General features: G+C 44.7%; 17 protein-coding genes. 3 read left to right on the top strand and 14 right to left on the bottom strand.

Translation table 11 applies throughout. The annotated features are described in order from the left end of the window. Positions 1 to 295: 295 nt before the first annotated feature. From ABXR35_RS06030 to ABXR35_RS06020, 3 genes are all read right to left on the bottom strand, one after another. Positions 296 to 1,060 carry an SDR family NAD(P)-dependent oxidoreductase gene (locus ABXR35_RS06030; protein WP_367056851.1) on the bottom strand — a complete coding sequence of 255 codons (765 nt, stop codon included), beginning with the start codon at positions 1,058 to 1,060 and terminating at the stop codon, positions 296 to 298. A gap of 432 nt (positions 1,061 to 1,492) precedes the next feature. Next, positions 1,493 to 2,596 (bottom strand): NADH:flavin oxidoreductase, encoded by a 1,104-nt coding sequence (locus ABXR35_RS06025; protein ID WP_367056848.1) that lies wholly within the window; start codon positions 2,594 to 2,596, stop codon positions 1,493 to 1,495. A gap of 79 nt (positions 2,597 to 2,675) precedes the next feature. Beyond that, complete coding sequence (locus ABXR35_RS06020; protein ID WP_367056845.1) at positions 2,676 to 3,215, bottom strand: histidine phosphatase family protein; 540 nt, start codon at positions 3,213 to 3,215, stop codon at positions 2,676 to 2,678. A gap of 466 nt (positions 3,216 to 3,681) precedes the next feature. Here ABXR35_RS06020 and ABXR35_RS06015 point away from each other — a divergent pair, with 466 nt between their 5' ends. Then, positions 3,682 to 4,170, top strand: a complete 489-nt coding sequence (locus tag ABXR35_RS06015; protein ID WP_367056842.1) for a DinB family protein — start codon at positions 3,682 to 3,684, stop codon at positions 4,168 to 4,170. 130 nt (positions 4,171 to 4,300) lie between these two features. Here the strand turns inward: ABXR35_RS06015 and ABXR35_RS06010 are convergent, their stop codons facing one another. From ABXR35_RS06010 to ABXR35_RS06000, 3 genes are all read right to left on the bottom strand, one after another. Beyond that, positions 4,301 to 5,197 carry an SDR family oxidoreductase gene (locus ABXR35_RS06010; protein WP_367056839.1) on the bottom strand — a complete coding sequence of 299 codons (897 nt, stop codon included), beginning with the start codon at positions 5,195 to 5,197 and terminating at the stop codon, positions 4,301 to 4,303. Between the two features lie 337 nt (positions 5,198 to 5,534). Continuing rightward, complete coding sequence (locus ABXR35_RS06005; RefSeq protein WP_367056836.1) at positions 5,535 to 5,702, bottom strand: hypothetical protein; 168 nt, start codon at positions 5,700 to 5,702, stop codon at positions 5,535 to 5,537. Positions 5,703 to 5,832: 130 nt separating this feature from the next. Continuing rightward, the gene (locus ABXR35_RS06000) at positions 5,833 to 6,405 is read right to left on the bottom strand and encodes a GNAT family N-acetyltransferase (protein WP_367056833.1); all 573 of its coding nucleotides are present in this window, start codon (positions 6,403 to 6,405) and stop codon (positions 5,833 to 5,835) included. Between the two features lie 103 nt (positions 6,406 to 6,508). On the opposite strand from ABXR35_RS06000, the gene ABXR35_RS05995 reads away from it, so the two are divergent. After that, positions 6,509 to 7,246, top strand: coding sequence for a phosphotransferase (locus tag ABXR35_RS05995; RefSeq protein ID WP_367056830.1), 738 nt, complete (start codon positions 6,509 to 6,511; stop codon positions 7,244 to 7,246). An 88-nt stretch (positions 7,247 to 7,334) separates the two neighbouring features. Here the strand turns inward: ABXR35_RS05995 and ABXR35_RS05990 are convergent, their stop codons facing one another. The 5 genes from ABXR35_RS05990 to ABXR35_RS05970 form a co-directional block, all read right to left on the bottom strand. Next, positions 7,335 to 8,273: a sugar phosphate isomerase/epimerase gene (locus ABXR35_RS05990; protein WP_367056827.1), complete on the bottom strand. Its 939-nt coding sequence runs from the start codon at positions 8,271 to 8,273 to the stop codon at positions 7,335 to 7,337. A gap of 283 nt (positions 8,274 to 8,556) precedes the next feature. Next, positions 8,557 to 9,306, bottom strand: coding sequence for a tRNA pseudouridine(38-40) synthase TruA (gene truA, locus ABXR35_RS05985; protein WP_367056824.1), 750 nt, complete (start codon positions 9,304 to 9,306; stop codon positions 8,557 to 8,559). A gap of 319 nt (positions 9,307 to 9,625) precedes the next feature. Continuing rightward, entirely contained in the window at positions 9,626 to 11,053 is a 1,428-nt protein-coding gene (locus ABXR35_RS05980; protein ID WP_367056821.1) for an amino acid permease, read from the bottom strand. Between the two features lie 615 nt (positions 11,054 to 11,668). After that, positions 11,669 to 12,514, bottom strand: coding sequence for a hypothetical protein (locus ABXR35_RS05975; RefSeq protein WP_367056818.1), 846 nt, complete (start codon positions 12,512 to 12,514; stop codon positions 11,669 to 11,671). Continuing rightward, a complete protein-coding gene (locus tag ABXR35_RS05970) occupies positions 12,514 to 14,106 on the bottom strand; it encodes a glycosyltransferase family 39 protein (protein WP_367056815.1) in 1,593 nt (530 codons plus the stop codon). Before ABXR35_RS05970 ends, ABXR35_RS05975 begins: the two co-directional genes overlap by 1 nt. A 318-nt stretch (positions 14,107 to 14,424) precedes the next feature. Between ABXR35_RS05970 and ABXR35_RS05965 the strand changes: the two genes are divergently transcribed. Then, on the top strand, positions 14,425 to 14,949 hold the full coding sequence (locus ABXR35_RS05965) for a pyridoxamine 5'-phosphate oxidase family protein (RefSeq protein WP_367056812.1): 525 nt from the start codon (positions 14,425 to 14,427) through the stop codon (positions 14,947 to 14,949). A 138-nt stretch (positions 14,950 to 15,087) separates the two neighbouring features. Here ABXR35_RS05965 and ABXR35_RS05960 read toward each other — a convergent pair whose 3' ends face one another. From ABXR35_RS05960 to nspC, 3 genes are all read right to left on the bottom strand, one after another. Next, positions 15,088 to 15,879, bottom strand: a complete 792-nt coding sequence (locus ABXR35_RS05960; RefSeq protein ID WP_367056809.1) for a DUF4367 domain-containing protein — start codon at positions 15,877 to 15,879, stop codon at positions 15,088 to 15,090. Beyond that, the gene (locus ABXR35_RS05955) at positions 15,869 to 16,525 is read right to left on the bottom strand and encodes an RNA polymerase sigma factor (protein ID WP_367056806.1); all 657 of its coding nucleotides are present in this window, start codon (positions 16,523 to 16,525) and stop codon (positions 15,869 to 15,871) included. The genes ABXR35_RS05960 and ABXR35_RS05955 overlap by 11 nt, the downstream gene beginning before the upstream one ends. A gap of 365 nt (positions 16,526 to 16,890) precedes the next feature. After that, entirely contained in the window at positions 16,891 to 18,042 is a 1,152-nt protein-coding gene (nspC, locus tag ABXR35_RS05950; protein ID WP_367056803.1) for a carboxynorspermidine decarboxylase, read from the bottom strand. Positions 18,043 to 18,057: the final 15 nt, after the last annotated feature.

Here is an 18,057-nt window from a genome sequence, read left to right as displayed (position 1 = left end):
GTTGTTCATGGTTGAAAATGAAGCATCCTCTTCTCAATACTCTCTGCTTCGCTGGTTGCGGGCAGATGGATACACAATCGACAGCTTGTTACGTTATAAGAGCCTACAAAGTCCCATGTCTTGGGTTTGAGTAAATGATTGCATATATATATGTAAAAACCACATGCGCGTATCCCTAGAAAGGATATGCGCATGTGGTTTTCTTTGCACTTCATAGATTAAGCACTACGACTTTGTCATTCAAGCTATTTATGCATCAGGCAGTGAAATCGCTCATCTGCTACTTCCGCTCAGCTTACAACGCTTGATCTGTAGGTCGGATCAGTACCTCATTCACTGCGACACGGCGTGGACGAGTAACGATATATTCAATCGCCTCTGCAATATCCTGCGCTTCCAGCGTCTCTATATCGCTGAATGCTTTCATACTCTGTTCACGTACTTCATCGCGCATATGATTGCTCAATTCCGTAGCTACCGCACCCGGCTCGACAGCAGACACACGTACACTTTGTCCAGCTGTTTCCTGGCGAAGCGCATCGGTAAAGGCAGCGACACCAAATTTGGTTAGATTGTAAACAGCGCCGCCTGCCATCGTTTTACGTCCAGCAACGGAGCTAATATTGACCAAGTCGGCAACATTACGCTCTGAGGAAGCGGCTGCTTTTACCAAATGCGGCAGTGCAGCATGAGATACATACAGCAGCCCGTTAATATTGATCGACACCATACGCTCCCATTCCTCCAGCGGTGCGTCCTGTGCTGGTCCAAGCAGCATCACTCCCGCATTGTTGACTACTGTATCCAGCCGACCATAATGCTCTACAGCTTGCTGTACCGCTTGCTCTGCCTGCTTCTGTTCGGTAATGTCCGCTTCAATCACCAGCGCCTTACCGCCTGCGGCTTCAATCTCAGAAGCCAGCTTTTCCAAACGATCCCGACGACGAGCCACCAGAGCTACAGATGCGCCTTGCGCGGCAAGAGTCTTCGCTGTCGCTTCGCCAATACCACTGCTTGCTCCAGTAACGAGTGCTACAGTTTGCTGTAATTTTTGTGTCATGATGTATTCCTCCTGTTGAGTATAAGTATGAGTGAATAGGTAACTTTATATGCAAATTTGTAATGTCTGTACTCTGTTGTATTACCACATGGTCTATTTATTAATCATCTAATCTTTAGTAGACGATTAAATTGTAGACATTTCACTCTTCATTTCTCTCTCCCTGCAAGGAATCAATATTGATCCATCCATACTAAAAAGACATATATTGAAAAGATACATACTATTAAAAAGGTGTATACAGTAAAGAGCGGTCAGGATCATATCCCAACCGCTCTTGTATACCACAAAGCACCAATGCAGATACTACTTGGATGGCAAACGAATGAAATCTTTGATACTAAACATACTATTAGAGGTATTACACCAAGTAAGTTCTATATGATCAGCTTAGATCTACACGATCACTGAAACCTACACATTCCAGCTAGTTCAGACCAGCGATTGCAAATCCTCTTTGCTAAACGTCTGAATATCTGTAGTGCGTTGATCGCGGACTTTGTTTGGCCACTCGGCATCACTAATCAGCGCACGCCCAATAGCGATCAGATCGAATTCACCTTTATCCAGATGAGTAATCAGCTCGTCTAGATGTGCGGTTGGATCATCTTCCACTGGCTGATTTTGCCCCGGTGTGAATTCAGCTTTGAGTCCAACCGAACCGACCGAGATTGTCGGTTTGCCAGTCAGCTTTTGCGTCCAGCCTGCGAGATTGAGATCGGAGCCTTCAAATTCCGGCACCCAGAAACGACGCGTAGACGCATGGAAAATATCCACGCCTGCATCTGCCAATGGTTGCAGCAGCTCCTTCAATTGCTCCGGTGTTTCTGCCAGCTTCGCTGTGTAATCAGACATTTTCCATTGAGAGAAACGGAAAATGATTGGGAAATCTTCGCCTACGGCTGCACGGCAGGCTTTTACTATCTCAATCGCAAAGGTAGCACGCCCAACCAAATCACCGCCAAAGCGATCCGTACGGCGATTTGTACGCTCCCATAAGAATTGGTCAATCAGATAACCGTGCGCGCCATGCAGCTCAATTGCGTCAAAGCCAACTTTCTTCGCATCCGAGGCTGCTTGGGCATAGGCTTGAATCAGATCATCGATCTCCACTTCACTAAGCGGTACGCCCTTTTCCTCCCCTTGCAAATTAAGACCAGATGGTCCGACTGGTGCTACTTCGGGATTCGGCTCATCGCCCTGTTTCCGCGCCATACCAACGTGCCAGAGCTGTGGAGCGATTTTGCCGCCTTCTGCATGTACAGCTTCAACGACTTTTTTCCAGCCTGCCAGCGCTGCTTCGCCGTGGAAAACAGGGATGCTGGCGCCACTGATTGAGGAGGGATGATTGATGCCAGTTCCTTCCGTTACAATGAGTCCGACGCCACCAGCTGCGCGGCGACGATAGTATTCCGCTACATCCTCACCCGGTACATTGCCCGGAGAGAAACCGCGGGTCATTGGTGCCATCACGATTCGGTTGCTCAGATTTAATTTTTCACTATGAAAAGGTTGGAATAAGGATTCTGTACTCATTAAACTTCCTCCTTGTATATGATGTATTAGTAGATTATGATTCGTAACAACAATACCTTAGCATAGTGTTATATGTAAATCAAACCCATACCCTTTCGATCACCGTATGCTCTGGTTGCATCTTGATTACATACACATCGGGATTCGACAAACGCTCCCATTCTGCAAAACCGAAGGAAGACTCGTAATGCCTTAGCAGTAGCGAGATCAAATTGCCATGTGAAACTAGCGCTGGACGCTCATACGACGCGGACAATATAGATTGCACTACTTGCAAAGCTCTCTCCACAGCAGCACAACTCGATTCGCCGCCTTCGTAACATAGCTCCGGTTCATCATACGTGCGCCGCAGCATCTCGCGCCAATTCTGGTGAGAATTGCCGCATAATACACGCTCGATCAATCGCTCATCTTCATTTACGGGTAACCCAATTCGCTGTGCCAATGGCTCAATCGTACAGCGCGCACGTTCATACGTACTGGTGACAATATAATCAATACCGACGGATTGTAGAGAATCAGCTAGTTCAATCGCCTGTAGCTTGCCGATGTCGGTCAATTCCGCTTCTGCCTCCTGCCCAGTCGCCTGACAATGACGAATGATATACAGCTCCGTCATAAGCATCTACTCCTTCATATGACACGTATTTTGTATCACTCTGTGCAACTTACTCTGCCCGCTTCCATTGCTTCTTCAAAATTCCTGCTCTTTTACATACCGTCGCCAGTGAGAACATTGACCATCTACATCATCAAAACCATATACAACCAACCTCAGCTGAACAATACTACCCCAACGTTTCCATTATATACCTATCCGCTACCAGCACTGCAACTGTACATCTGACAAAAAGGGATAGGTAATGGTTGATCACTATAGATATATGAGTTTTGCCTATTTTGCTACTCGTTTGGATATTGCTGAAGTACCATTCACCTACACAATAACTTGTACATATCCGAAAACATACGTTATCATCGAACAGAAGCTATGATTGTGTTGGTCTATAAGGAATAACGGTGTTGGCGCGTAAGAAAGAAATGTGCTGGAATATAAGGAATATTTACATATTGGAGGAGATCTCGTGCATTCCAACGAATATCAATGGGTCAAACAGACCCGAGCCATCCTGCTTGATTTCTGCAAGGAACTACATCCAGACGATTTCACTCGCTATCATGAACAGGGTTCTCCAAGTATTAGAGATACGCTGGTTCATATCGCAGATTGTTATCATGCTTGGCTTGGCTCTTATATATTGCTACAAACAAAAACCCCCATTACCTCTAACGAACAACGCTTATCCTTCGATTTGAAAGACATCCAAGCCCGCTTTACGCAAGTGGATCGTTATGTAGACCAAGTTCTATTAGAATATGCTCATGTCATGGATGAACCGATTCAGCGAAGCATTCCATGGAGAGATCAAGGGGAACCTATCTCTATGACACCAAGTAAATTACTGCTGCATACCATCACTCATGAATTCCATCATAAAGGGCAAGTGATGGCTCTCGCGCGTCAAATGGGGTATGTACCGCCCAATACCGATATTTTAGGGACCAAAGAGTAGCAGACATTCAAAATCCAATAAGCAATTCAGCATTAAAAAGCCCGGATATAGACAACATATGTCGCTCTATATCCGGGCTTATCTTTTTTCTACTAACTGTTTGTTGTTGATGAGAATGACGCGTTATTACTTATGGAGTTGGCATACCGCCATTGGCATTCAGCGTTTCACCGCTAACATAGCTGGATTCCTGACTTGCTAGGAATACGTATGCTGGAGCCATTTCGACCGGTTGACCCGGACGACCGAGCGGAGTTTGCTCACCAAACTCAGGCAATGCTTCTTGTGGTTGACCGCCAACGATTTGCAGCGGTGTCCATACTGGACCCGGAGCGACTACGTTAACACGGATACCTTTCGGTCCCACTTGTTGTGCCAGTGCTTTGCTGAATGTATTGATCGCGGATTTGGTTGTTGCATAATCCAGCAGAATCTCCGATGGGCTGTATGCCTGAATGGAGGATGTATTAATAATGCTGCTACCTGGCTTCATATGTTTGATGGCTGCTTTACAGAGCCAGAATAGCGAGTAAACGTTCGTTTTGAAGGTATGGTCAAATTGCTCGGTAGTCAGATCGGCAATATCTTTGACGTGTTGCTGTTTACCGGCAACGTTCGCCAGAATGTCGATACCACCCAACTCTTTGACTGTCGTTTCGATCAGTTGCACACAATATTGCTCATCCTTCAGATCGCCCGGTACAGCTACCGCTTTGCGACCTTCCGCTTCGATCAGCTTGATGACTTGTTGTGCATCTTCTTCCTCTTCTGGTAAATAGGCGATGACTACGTCTGCGCCTTCGCGTGCATAAGCAATCGCTGCCGCACGTCCGATACCGCTATCTGCGCCGGTGACAAGAGCTTTGCGTCCGGTCAGTCTGCCGGTGCCACGGTATGTTTCTTCACCGGAATCCGGGATAGGATTCATCTTCGTTTGCAGGCCTGGTTCCTCCTGCTGTTGCTTCAACTCCGGTCCTGCCTTGGGAAATTGTTTCGTCGGATCTTGCATGGTGTACAGGTCTGCCATGATTGATTTCCTCCTCTGAATGGATGTAAGTATCTTGCTGTTTATCATCTGTCCCAACTCTCATTATGTAACCTGTACACACAACCTTTAAACCAACCTTATTCTTGAAAACGTCCTAATTTAAAAAATGGAACATTCTGCGTGATATTCAAAATCATATTAAATGCCTATCCTGTTATTCCACAACTCACCAACAGCAAAAAGCCTCATTCCTGTTCGATCAACATAATCAGGAATGAAGCTATTTAGCATAAAACAAATTCGAAGAACTATCGAAGAGATGCAGAATCTCAGCCGTTCCTGACATCTACTCTACAGGCTCCAATCATCAACTATATTACTGGAACATTGGCAGCAGATATTTGATCAGGAACCACAATACCAGCCCTAAAATAATAATGTATGCTGCATATTTAATAAACGTCGATGCAACCATTCCAGAATCCGATTTACGCTCTACGCGCACTTCTCTTTTGTCTACATCAACATTACGATTTTCGTTCATAAGTCTCGCTTCCTTTCGGCTATATAGCCTTTCATTGTTAAGTGATTGAGTCTTATTAAACGGATTTGTAGGGTTCTAAACCTGCTTTGGGCTCTGGTTGCTAAATGTTTTTTGCCTATGCCCAGCGTCTTCAACTTGTGGAATTTTCGTCCAACTGTATATACTCATGCTGCAAAATCGAATAATGCGCACTGTCCACCCAACGATTACTATCCATCCGTTCATGCCGTAATATACCTTCCAGCGTCATACCAAGACGCTGCATCAATCGTCCCGATGCTGGATTGGTCGTATCGTGCATTGCATAGACGCGTTCTAACTTCAATTCACGGAATGCCAGCTCCAAAATCAGCTTGCCCGCTTCCGTCATATAACCATGTCCCCAATAGCGACTGCCTAGCGTAAAGCCAATTTCGCCGCTACGATTATGAGCATGTACTCGAAATTCAAAGGTGCCAATCACTTTACCTGTTTCCTTTAATACAACTGCATATTTGCCCTGCGGCTCTTCCATATAATAATTTGCAATCATACGCTCCGTTTGCTGCACATTGTCATGCGGCGGAAACAAAAAGCGGGTCGTCTCCTGATCCGATACGACCTCAAACAAATCAGGCGCATCGCTCAGCTCCACCCAGCGCAAAATAAGCCGCTGACTTTTGAGCTTACGATGCTGCACAAGAATAACACGATCATTGTTCATGGTTGATGCTCCTTTATAAATGAATTAAGCTGTTAAGAGATACCTAGCAAGATAGTAGATCATATGCAAGTCATATACCCAATGAACGACAGGAGACTACATAATGAAACGAACAAAAATCGATTTTGATATGACAACGTTACCCCCAGTTATTGTTCAACATTTGGAGCAGGATGCTATTGTGCACGACAGCAGTTCGTCTTCGGAAGCAAGAACCCTACTATTTCAAGGAACATCATCTATGTTTCTGAAAATCATGTCTCCGGGTAAACTGGAGCGCGAATATCAGATCAATGTATGCTTGAATGCGTATCAATTATCACCTGAAGTAATTGCTTACACGACAACAGCACAGCATGATTATTTGCTCACAGCAGCAGTACAGGGAAACGATGGAGTTGCAGGGACATTTCTGCAACAACCTGAGCAGCTTGCTATGGCGATGGGACATCATTTGCGCAAACTGCATGCTATACCTATCGATAACTGTCCATATCCTCATCGCAGTCAAGAGATTTTAAAAGAAGCCTCGCTGTCTGTACAGACCGAATTGCAACAAACACCCCTCTATCAGCCGATAGATCACGTATGGATTCATGGCGATTATTGCTTGCCCAATGTGATCATGCACGATGATATGACGTTATCTGGCTTCATTGATATTGGTGACGGCGGAATCGGCGACCTGCATTACGATCTGGCATGGGGATTGTGGTCGCTCCACTATAATCTGGATACCGATGCGTATGACGATTATTTTCTGAATGCGTATGGCAGAGAACTTGTGAATCTGAATGGAATTGCGTATTTCCGCAAGATTATTGATAGTCTGGAATTTTAAAAGATTTGTAAAGCAATAGTGGTAGCCAGCAATATTTGACTGGCTACCGCTATTGCTTTAGATGATCAAATGATCATAGCATATACGCTTACTTTTTCGTGGATTGAATGATGTCTCGAAGATACGAATAACAACGCTCAAGTTCAGTCTCGGAAATGAGTTCGGAGCGATGTTCGAACATGATCTTTACATTACCATTTATGTTGAATATGGTTTTCAAGTACTCCGCAATCGGTGCCCATCCTGCAGCTGTGCTTTGTTCAGGCAGCACAGGATAGTGCCTGTTTAATATCTCTCCATTTACAGAGCACTGCATATTGGATACATGAATGCTATATGTATAGGGAGCAAGCTGACGAATGATTCTCAGTACATCAAAATCAGGATCTATCCGCTGCTGCAAATAAAGACGCTGCATATCCAGACAAATCCGTATATCACAGTATGTATCCAATAAATCAAGAAACCAACGTTCCTTATAAAACCAACTGCTCCATGTATCCAATTCCATTACTGGGATAAAATCATAGCGTTTAGCTTGCTTCTGAATCCATTCAAACCACTCTTGGCTGAGCTGCCGAATGATAGCGATTGAAGTATCGTTTGAGTATTCATATTCACTAGAATCGCCAAATGTCCAGATACTCCAATCTACATGACTATCCAGAATGACCGGTTTTGGATAATGAAACAATACATAAGTAGGTCGATAAGTAGATAGATACTCCAATTCCTGTGCAACTGCCTTATACGCGTCATCGCGCATTTGTTGGCACTTTGCCAGTATGGGGGCATCTCGAAAAGGATATGTATGGGCGCGTAGTGGGAAATGAACCCCGATCTTCATTCCATTCTGAACAGCAAGCTCACGCAATTGGTCCATATCATCTTTTTTCTCAAATAAGCAAGCTTCTATACCATAAAAAGAATCGCGATAATCCCGTTTGAATTTAATCATATCCAAGCCACCATACATACCAATCATGAATTGATTGTCGATTGGATCTATTCTTACTATTTCATTCATTAGGAGTTCTCCATTTCATCCAATGATTACGTTATCGAATAATCAATATCTTCCCCGTTCTTCCGCAATTCACTTAGCATCTTTTCCATAGTAAGCTTACATCCAGCTACTAACATCCACATCTCTTATTCATGCAGTACAGCTCATTAACGCTCTATGTAGATCCCGCAATTACGGGATTTATTCAGTATATGTCATGTAGTAATTTTTTTGCTATATCGTCGTTATTCCTTAAATACATACTGCTAATGATTACATCTTCAAGCTGCTTATTTATTGCCAATTACCCCTGATCTTTAAATCGAATATGCTCCAAATACAGCCCTTCGGCATCTGCCATTCCGCCCGTTTGGGCACGATCTTTGGATGCGATAATATTCGGGATATCGTCTGGCTGTTTTTCACCCAAACCAACAGCAATAAGCGTTCCGACGATTTTGCGAACCATGTTATACAGGAATCCATTTCCCGTTACACGTATTTCCAGCATACCGTCTTGTTCGATCAGATCTAGATGATAAATGGTGCGGACGGAGTCTTTTTTCTTCGACTTCGCATTGGCATATGCCGTAAAATCATGCTCACCAAGAAAATGTGCAGCCGCTTCTTTCATCTTGTCCACCTGTAACGGCTTGACTACGTGCATGCTGTATTTGCGTAAAAATGGCTGGCTGTATTCCCGATTCCATATTTTATACACGTATGTTTTATCGGTAGCATGAAAACGCGAATGAAATCGCTCGTCTACCTGCTCCACTTGAATAATACTAATATCCGGTGGCAAATAGTGATTAAGAAAACTCATCACTCGCTCTGTAGTCAACGGCTGCGATGTTTTAAAATTCGCCACTTGATACAGCGCGTGCACACCGGCATCTGTACGGCTAGAACCAATCATCTCAATCTGCTCGCCAGTTAGGACGGAAATCGCTTTTTCAATTTTGCCTTGAATGGTACTGTCGCTATCCCCTAGACGCTGCCAACCTTTATACCGGTTGCCGTCATACTGAATCGTTAATTTATAATTGTTCATGAACACTTCTCCTGAATATGCAAAATAAGGCGGCAAGCTTGAATCGTTCTTTCTATGGATCGAACCAATTCCCTCTGTGCACAACCTACTCCTTAGCTTATCAAAATTGCCGTTTGAATGATACGTAATATGCCAAAACAATCAGAAAACTAGAACGGCGATGTGTTCATGGATCGACGGGTTCATGACTTATATGAGTACCACACAAAAACAGACAGATTCCCACTATCTCAAGGAATCTGTCTGTTTGTCTGTTGATTAAGAATAAAATGGCATACATAAAGGTTAAATGTTATCTACATCTCTGTACATGCAATATTTACGAGTTCAGCTGTTCACTGCCCAGCTTTTCTACCTTCGCTTGCTCCTTTATCTGTTCGCCTTTATCAATACGGAACACGAAATAGCCGATAATGACGATTGCAATAAATACCGCTCCTACAATCAGTGGAACACGGGTATCTGGGTTAAAGCACATTCCTACCAGCACACAGGCAAGATAGATAATCACAATATAATTGCTAACCGGGAAAAAGAGCGATTTGAATGTGTGACCTTTGACCGCTTCCCGATTCTGGCGGCGGAATTTGAACTGACTGATCGCCAACGCAAACCACGGCACCATTCCCGGCAAAATGCTGGCACTGTAAATGTACAGGAACAGCTTGGAATCAGGAAATAGATAGTTAAATAATACACCGATTAATAGTAACGCAATCGTTGTAATGATACTGTTGCGCGGTACGCCACTATTCTTAGCAACACGAGCGAAGAATTTAGGTGCTTGTCCATTTTGCGCCAGTGTATACAGCATCCGACCCGCACTATAAATCCCGCTGTTGCAACCGGACATTGCTGCTGTGAGTACAACAAAATTGATAATACCAGCTGCCGCTACAATACCAACCTTGGCAAAGGTCAATACAAACGGACTACCATTTTGTCCCACTTCATTCCACGGATAAATCGTCACGATGACAAAGATCGCACCTGCGTAGAAAATCAGAATACGCCAGATAATATTTTTAATCGATTTGCGCAATGTTTCCTTTGGATTCTCAGCTTCACCAGCAGTAATCCCGATCATCTCGATCCCTTGATAAGCCGCCGTGACAATACATAGCGCAAATAAAAAACCCTTTAATCCGCCAGCAAAAAATCCGCCATGACTGTACAAATTCGACAAACCAATCGGTACACCGCCATTGCCCAGTCCGAAGAAAATCATCGCCGTACCGAGAATAAGCATGAACACGATGGCTACAATTTTAATCATCGCAAACCAGAATTCAAACTCACCATAAAACTTAACTGCCGCCAGATTCGCTGCCGCAATAACCGCTACACCTGCTAGGGCAGGCAGCCACTGTGGAATATCAGCGAACCAATAATTGACGTAAATCCCGATGGCTGTGACCTCCGCCATTCCGACTGTCACCCATAAAAACCAATAGCTCCATGCCGTCACAAAACCTGCTAGCGGACCAATATACCGATGGGCAAAGGTGGCAAATGAACCTGTCACCGGCTGCACAATCAGCATTTCCCCCATAATCCGCATGACAAACAGCATAATGATTCCTGCAAGCAAATACGCCAGCAATACCGATGGTCCTGCCCATTGGATTGTACTGGATGATCCCATAAACAAACCGACGCCAATTGTTCCCCCAAGTGCAATCAATTCGATATGGCGCGATTTCAAACCTCTACTTAGTTGCTTTTGTTCTCCTGCTTTTGCTTCCACAACAAGCTCCCCTTTATTCAAGCTACTTGCTCTTAAACGATAAAACGCATTAACGTAGTGAAGAGTTTCATTGTGACATTGTAATGTAAAGGTTATGTGATTTCAATAGTTTGCAGCACAGCGAAAACGATGCAATGTATAATTAACGCATACATTGTCCAGTGGATACGTACATTCTAAAGTGGAATACGCATGAAGCAACGATATACTGCTTATCTTTTTTATTGATATATCAGCTCTATCTCATTCCTTATGCTTATGTAAACATATGTAAAATACATTGTTTCGCCCATTTTGGTAAAAACAACGATTCTTTATCTGCATATGAGCCATGCCGATGCTAAGGGACAGACTTATTGAATGTATGTGCAGAACAGATCATGTCCGTGACAAACGGACTTTTTGAACGAATTGTGACAGGATAGAATAAAGCGCTTTATCCATAAATGATAGAAAATCAGTCCAATCGCTTCTATTGCGCCATAATCCTATCGTAATTTTCTTATCATAAAACTCCTGCCTAAAAAGACGTAAAAACGAATTTGATATTTCGCATATACATTCAACAAAAAGGCAGCAAACCTTATCTCCGGTCTGCTGCCTTTTTACTGTCTATTATTCTGTTGGCAAAATCGTAATGCGCTCTGCCGTTTGTGTATCGTCTTTATACCAGATCATCACAATATCGCCAGCTTGTAGATCAGAAGCCTTCATTTCAGAGTTGCCGTTTGGCGTGCTCATCGTGCCGGTTGCACCGCCCGCTGGCTTGCCTGCGCCACCTATATTTCCGGTGTCTGCTCGGTTACCTGTGTTTGCATCAGGGCTTCCCGTCGCCATGCCACCCATGCCTGCTGGTGCACCACCGCCAAATCCGCCAGCATTCCCACCTTGACGCATCAAGCTGGATATTTCGGAAATCTGGACATTGGTTGCCAGCGTAATGGTTTTCTGCTCGCCGGTTGTTGTGTAGTCGGAAGCGCTTGTGCCTCCAAATTCACTTGAACGCGAGCCGTTGCCTATTCCCTGCGCAGCTCCATTGCCAGTTCCGGCAGCTGCGCCTGCACCAGTCGATGCACCTGTAGTATCAGTTGTACTCGTACCTGTATTTGCTGCTTCGCTGCGTTTACTGCTACGTGTGGATTCCATCAGCTCTACTTTGATTGTACTACCGCTCACAGAGACGACTCTACCGATGGCATCTGCATTCATCATGCCGCGCATCCCTGCATTACGTCCGCCATCCATACCACCACGCATCATGCCAGCGCCTACGCCGGAACCAGCAGAAGCGTTTAAGCTAATATGCTGCGCCGTAATTGGATTACACGCACTCAGCAGTAATGCACTGCCCAGTAGCACCGTCATCACCGATGCTGCATACGCTTTGTTACCACGTTTCTTTTTGACATGTGATAAAGGTGAATGAGGGTGAGATGGAGTATGTGATCCCTTATGGTTCATTATGCTTCACCTCCATGTTGGTTTCCGCCAGTCAGCCATTTCAGACCTTGTTTGTGTTGTGCCCAGCTGAATACATCGCGGAAGCCCATATATGATAGCAGAATCAGCAACGGATACACAGGGAACAGATAACGGGATTTGATTTCCCATAATAGATAAAATCCGATAAAGCCCAGCAGCACCAAGACCAGTGACACTTCTTCATACCGTTTCGCGCGGAAGCTGCCGATCAGACGTACCAGTGCAAAGCAGTACATCAAGAAGCTGATCGTATACGCAATCCAAAGTGTACCCGTACGATAACCAGAATTACCAGTAAACAGATCCGTTATCACATTGGTATAGCTATAGCTGCCCATAATGCCCATATTTCGCTGTCCACCTGAAGCACTATTATCGCTACCAATCCCGTAACGCTCCAGCTGATACGTGCCTTCCGTCCACGTCCAGATCAGCTTTTTGTAATACATTTCTGCCAGCTCGCCAAAGCTTGCATCCGATAGCTTTTGCTCAATCGACTGCTTGAACAGCTCACTACTCTCTGCCTTGTTGTAATTCGCTTGGCGCTGATAAATCTGATAGCTCGCCATATTGTCCCAGAAGCCGAAGCGCTCTAGATTGATCCCCATATTTAGCCACATATAGATCGGGGCGGAATTAGCAGTAACTGAACCCTGCACTTTACCTGTAGCTTGCAGCAGTGCATTTTGCGCCAATGCTGGTGTGCTGAACAATGCTCCCATGATGCAAATAGACAGAATCACCTTTTTCACACCAATACTACGCAGTCGAAGCAGCATCGTAATTACAATCGCCAGTAGGAAAATAATGCCGATACTGCGGAAATAGTTGCCCACTGCCAGCAGCACAGCCGTAACAAGAATATCGCGAATACGATGCTGCTTTATAAACTTGATACCAAAATAAAAAGCGGTTGTTAATAGCGCTGTACCGATCACATCGTTGTAGATCAGATTGTTCATAAAGAGCGCCGGAATAAAGGTCGCTGCAAAAACGAGAACACCGTAATCCTTGCGCTGTACACCCGGATTGATCTGCTTGTAGATCAAATAGATCATTAGCGTGGTGAGCAGCATAAACAGAATGTTGAAAATTTTGATCACCAGATAGTTATCAGGGAAGATTGCCAGCAATGCTTCCAAATACAGCACAATGGAATAGTTAAATGGGAACATATGCAGATAACCACCCGGTTCAAAGGTAGAGTAATCCCCGTTATACAGCATATTCATCGCCAATCCTAGTACGGTCTGAGAATCATCCGTCGGCTGACGAGGGAAAATAAAAATAATTGCCAACTGAAGCAAAAAGGAACCAATGAGCACAAGCGGAATTACCGTCTTGGCTCGATAAGCATTCAGCTTTAGGCAAAGTCGGTACAATACAACACTGAGCAGCAGCATCACGATAATCAGCGGTATAAACATATATAACCGTTGACTCTCCAACAGCGGATTATCCGCATACACGGCATAAATATATTCCGCACGCACAAAAAAGCACGATACGATAAACAGTGCCACAAAGAAAATAAGTAATCCATAAAAAAACCTCTGAATAAACGACTGCATGCAAAAACCCCTTTGCGGTAATGTATGTGTCTTGTCCGCTATATCCCTTTTCATATGCAAAGACAATGGTAGAGCATCCATGATGTGATCAATGGGGCAAGATCAATCTCTCTCTATCGTTCGATTTGATCGATCGCAGACCCATTATAAAGGCTGAACATGAAAAATTGCTGAAAATTCATACAGGAAAGCATAAAAATTTGATCTGCTGTATAACTGTATGCTAGCAGCTTATGTTTTCATTATCCGACTTCACGTTTAATGGATTACAGATTGAAGCTAATAGGAGACATCATCCATAGAAAGGTGGTTTTTATTATGACACATTCAGCAACTACTCACGCAGAGGCAGTCGAGACGGTTCGCGATCTTATTAAGGATATTGATACCGCTATGCTCACAACTATTTCGGGAGATCGACTGGTATCTCGTCCGATGAAGACACAGGATATTGAGTTTGATGGTGATCTATGGTTTTTGAGTAAAAAGGATACTGCCAAGTATAGTGAGCTTCTCGCCGATCCGCGTGTAAATCTAGCGTATGCAGGCAAATCGTATGTATCCATTAGCGGTAAAGCCGAGTTCGTCGAGGATTTGGAGCGCAAAAAGGAATTGTGGAACAAGCTGTATGAAACGATTCTGGACGTATCATACGATGACCCGAATCTGGTATTGATCAAAATCCATACCGAAACAGCAGAATACTGGGAAAGCGGTAGCGCCACCAAAATGATCTCTCATTTGCTGAAAAAAGCCGTCGGCAAAAACTCCGATCCGCGTTCTGAGCCCGGATTGAACGAAACCGTCGACTTGACGCAACCTCCACAAGCGGATCGTCCATAAATAAACCTTACGGTATAGACACAGTTTGCATAGTATACAAAAAAGCCGGAGTTCCCATCTACGGGATGCTCCGGCTTTCTCATATTCACATTCATTTTTGCATTCATTTGTTGTTCAATTACTTCTATCCGAAACTAATTATTGTACCGATTGTACAATGTCTTGCAGTTTGTGCTTGCTAACACCGTTGATCAGCTTGATCGAATACGAGTATCCATTCTGCTGCCATGCAGCGAGCTGATATTGGTCTTTGCTGCCTTTGAAGATCACATCAAGCCCATTGATCTGCACCGTGTCAGTATCAGCATAGTCTGCATAATCTCCGCTGTTATCTTCCGATTCAGCAGACATGCGGAATGTTAGCATATCTGTGCCATCATTATTGGTGTACTGAATCTGAGCAAGTGTTCCGCTAATCGCTGTATACATCGGCTGACCGCCTTCGAATGGAAGAACATGCACCGTTTTCACTTTAAAGCCCAATTGATCTTGCAGCTGTTGAAGCGTCTGCACCTGACTCGCATCAAATGTATTCATTTTGGGCTCGTCGCTACTCTCCGTCGAACGAAGCGATGATTCCTCTGGAGCGTTTTCTACATTATGGCGCTTACTTTCCATCTGCATATCGCTCTGTGGTGCCATCTGTTTATCTACACCAGTACGCGAATCGGAAGGCATCGTTGTTGCAACCGACGGAGTGGATTCGGTTTGATGATTTTGATTTTGATAAGCAATCAGTACACCGCCTAGTAATACCAACAGGGTGGCAGCTGCAAACGCATATTTACGGTAGCGTGCCAGTCGACGGTTAGGCTGCGCTGGTTTATCTTTTATATTCAGATCGGCTTTGCGAATATTATTCATGATGCGTTCATGCATCTCCGGTGTTACTTCCACTCTGCTCATCACCTTGTTGTATTTATTCGGCAAAATCGTATTCCTCCTTCAAAATGAGCTTGAGCTTTTCCCGTGCTCGATGCAATAAGGAGCGTATTGTCGTCTCCTTTTTACCTAGAATCTCTGCAATCTTAGCTGTCGGGTAGCCCTCCTCATAAAACAGATGCATCACCTCGCTATACATCTGCGGCAGTCGGGTAACTGCCTCCCATACAAAACGCAAATCCTCTTCTTCGTCAGCAATCAGCCCTTCATCCAGCTCTGTGGTCTGACGACGCTGATTGTAGCGCAGTCGATTTTTGCATTGATTGATTGCTACACGCAGTAGCCATGCCTTTTCATGAGAAGCTCCATTAAACGATGGCGGTGCAGAGCGCATATACTGAATCAACGTATCCTGCAATACATCCTCCGCATCCGATAGACTGTGCATATACGAATATGCCAATCGCAAAATCGAATTGCCATATTGCTCTAACATCTGCTCCGCCCGTTGATTGGCAAGCTCGCGCTCCTGTTCCGCGGTCACGGCTGCTCGGCGCTCCATGTCCACAACCTCGGTCGGATTCTCCTCCGTGCGGATGGACAAACGAAGCATACCCGTCAGCCATATAATCAGTGACTGCATATACCGCATCCCATCCTGTATCCGATTCTCCATTATCTGTATTGTACTCAACAAATCAAGACCTCCCAGCGTTTCGCATCCATTGTTCATTATTAGCATAACATATCCCTGTTTGTTGCAAAGAAAAGGATTTGTTGTTTCCATTCCCCACTTGCCACGTTCTCATCCAAAGCAAATAGATAGGGAGAAAAGCCAAATACACTCCTGTTATATACACATTTTCTGCCGTGCTATTGTTGCAATCATGCGGCAATTTTTTATAGCATATCAAAAAAGCGAAAGGCAACCTCTACCATTCGGTAAAGGAAGCCTTTCGCTTGTTACACCATACGATGTGTACGGCGAGTTACGTTGTATCTGTAGTTGTGATGCGTTAACGATGATTTCGTTTGAATCGTAGCTAGCCTAGTCCAATCTTAGGACAGACGACCGCTGAAATCCTCGAATTTGAATTCGCGGATAACACGGATGCCTTCTTCATCATTATAGCTAACGATGGACGGCAGATTGACACCGTTGAACATATGGTTTTTCACCATGCTATAGATCGCCATATCGGTAAAGACAAGACGGTCGCCCGGCTGCAATGGCTCAGGGAACGAATAGTCACCGATGATGTCGCCCGCCAGACAAGTCAAACCGCCCAGACGGTACGTATACGGATGCTCACCCGCTTTGCCAGAGCCAATAATATGCGGACGATACGGCATTGCCAGTACGTCCGGCATATGGCACTCGGCGGATGTATCCAGAATGGCGATATCCATGCCATTCTTCATCGTATCCAGCACAGTAGCTACAAGGTAACCGGCATTCAGTGCGATTGCTTCGCCCGGCTCCAAGTATACTTCCACATTGTACGTTTCTTTGATATGCGTAATGCAGCGGCACAAGGTTTCCAGATCATAGCCCTCACGGGTGATATGGTGTCCACCGCCGAAGTTTACCCATTTCATATCGTGCATATATTTGCCGAACTTCTCTTCTACCACTTGCAGCGTACGCTCCAATGTGTCGGAATCCTGTTCGCACATCGTATGGAAATGCAGACCGTCAATGCCATCCAGATCATCTGGATTGAAATTGTCCAGTGTAGTACCCATACGGGAATTGTTGTAACACGGATCATACAGCGGCACTTCAATCTCAGAGTACTCTGGATTGATGCGAATACCGCAGCTGATTGGTTTGCCCGCGTTTTGCACGCGATCCTTGAAACGGTGCCATTGGGAGAACGAGTTGAAGACGATATGATCACTGTACTGCATGATCTCATCGAATTCCGCATCGACATAAGCCGGTGCATATACATGCGTTTCCTTACCCATTTTCTCATAACCGAGGCGTGCCTCGAATAGAGAACTGGACGTTACACCTTTCAGGTATTGACCAACAAGCGGATACAGAGCATGCATCGAGAAGCCTTTTTGGGCAAGCAAGATATGCGCACCGGTACGTTGCTGTACGGAATCAAGAATTTCTAGGTTTTTAACAAGCAAGCGTTCGTCTACGACATAGCTTGGAGAGGGAACCGCGCTATAGTCAATGGGTTTCAGGTTATCGGTCATGTACGTGTCCTTTAT

The sequence above is a fragment of the Paenibacillus sp. JQZ6Y-1 genome (assembly GCF_040719145.1).
Taxonomy (GTDB): Bacteria; Bacillota; Bacilli; order Paenibacillales; family Paenibacillaceae; genus Saccharibacillus; species Saccharibacillus kandeliae.
The sequence above is the reverse complement of the archived record's forward strand: the minus strand, read 5'-3'. Positions and strand labels throughout refer to the sequence as shown.

Excerpts from the sequence above, each read along its gene's own strand:
- ABXR35_RS06025 (WP_367056848.1), bottom strand. The coding sequence starts at position 2,596 with ATGAGTACAGAATCCTTATTCCAACCTTTTCATAGTGAAAAATTAAAT.
- ABXR35_RS05975 (WP_367056818.1), bottom strand. The coding sequence starts at position 12,514 with ATGAACCATAAGGGATCACATACTCCATCTCACCCTCATTCACCTTTA.
- ABXR35_RS06000 (WP_367056833.1), bottom strand. The coding sequence starts at position 6,405 with ATGAACAATGATCGTGTTATTCTTGTGCAGCATCGTAAGCTCAAAAGT.
- ABXR35_RS06030 (WP_367056851.1), bottom strand. The coding sequence starts at position 1,060 with ATGACACAAAAATTACAGCAAACTGTAGCACTCGTTACTGGAGCAAGC.
- ABXR35_RS06020 (WP_367056845.1), bottom strand. The coding sequence starts at position 3,215 with ATGACGGAGCTGTATATCATTCGTCATTGTCAGGCGACTGGGCAGGAG.
- ABXR35_RS06005 (WP_367056836.1), bottom strand. The coding sequence starts at position 5,702 with ATGAACGAAAATCGTAATGTTGATGTAGACAAAAGAGAAGTGCGCGTA.
- ABXR35_RS06010 (WP_367056839.1), bottom strand. The coding sequence starts at position 5,197 with ATGGCAGACCTGTACACCATGCAAGATCCGACGAAACAATTTCCCAAG.
- truA (WP_367056824.1), bottom strand. The coding sequence starts at position 9,306 with ATGAACAATTATAAATTAACGATTCAGTATGACGGCAACCGGTATAAA.
- ABXR35_RS05995 (WP_367056830.1), top strand. The coding sequence starts at position 6,509 with ATGAAACGAACAAAAATCGATTTTGATATGACAACGTTACCCCCAGTT.
- ABXR35_RS05965 (WP_367056812.1), top strand. The coding sequence starts at position 14,425 with ATGACACATTCAGCAACTACTCACGCAGAGGCAGTCGAGACGGTTCGC.
- nspC (WP_367056803.1), bottom strand. The coding sequence starts at position 18,042 with ATGACCGATAACCTGAAACCCATTGACTATAGCGCGGTTCCCTCTCCA.
- ABXR35_RS05990 (WP_367056827.1), bottom strand. The coding sequence starts at position 8,273 with ATGAATGAAATAGTAAGAATAGATCCAATCGACAATCAATTCATGATT.
- ABXR35_RS05970 (WP_367056815.1), bottom strand. The coding sequence starts at position 14,106 with ATGCAGTCGTTTATTCAGAGGTTTTTTTATGGATTACTTATTTTCTTT.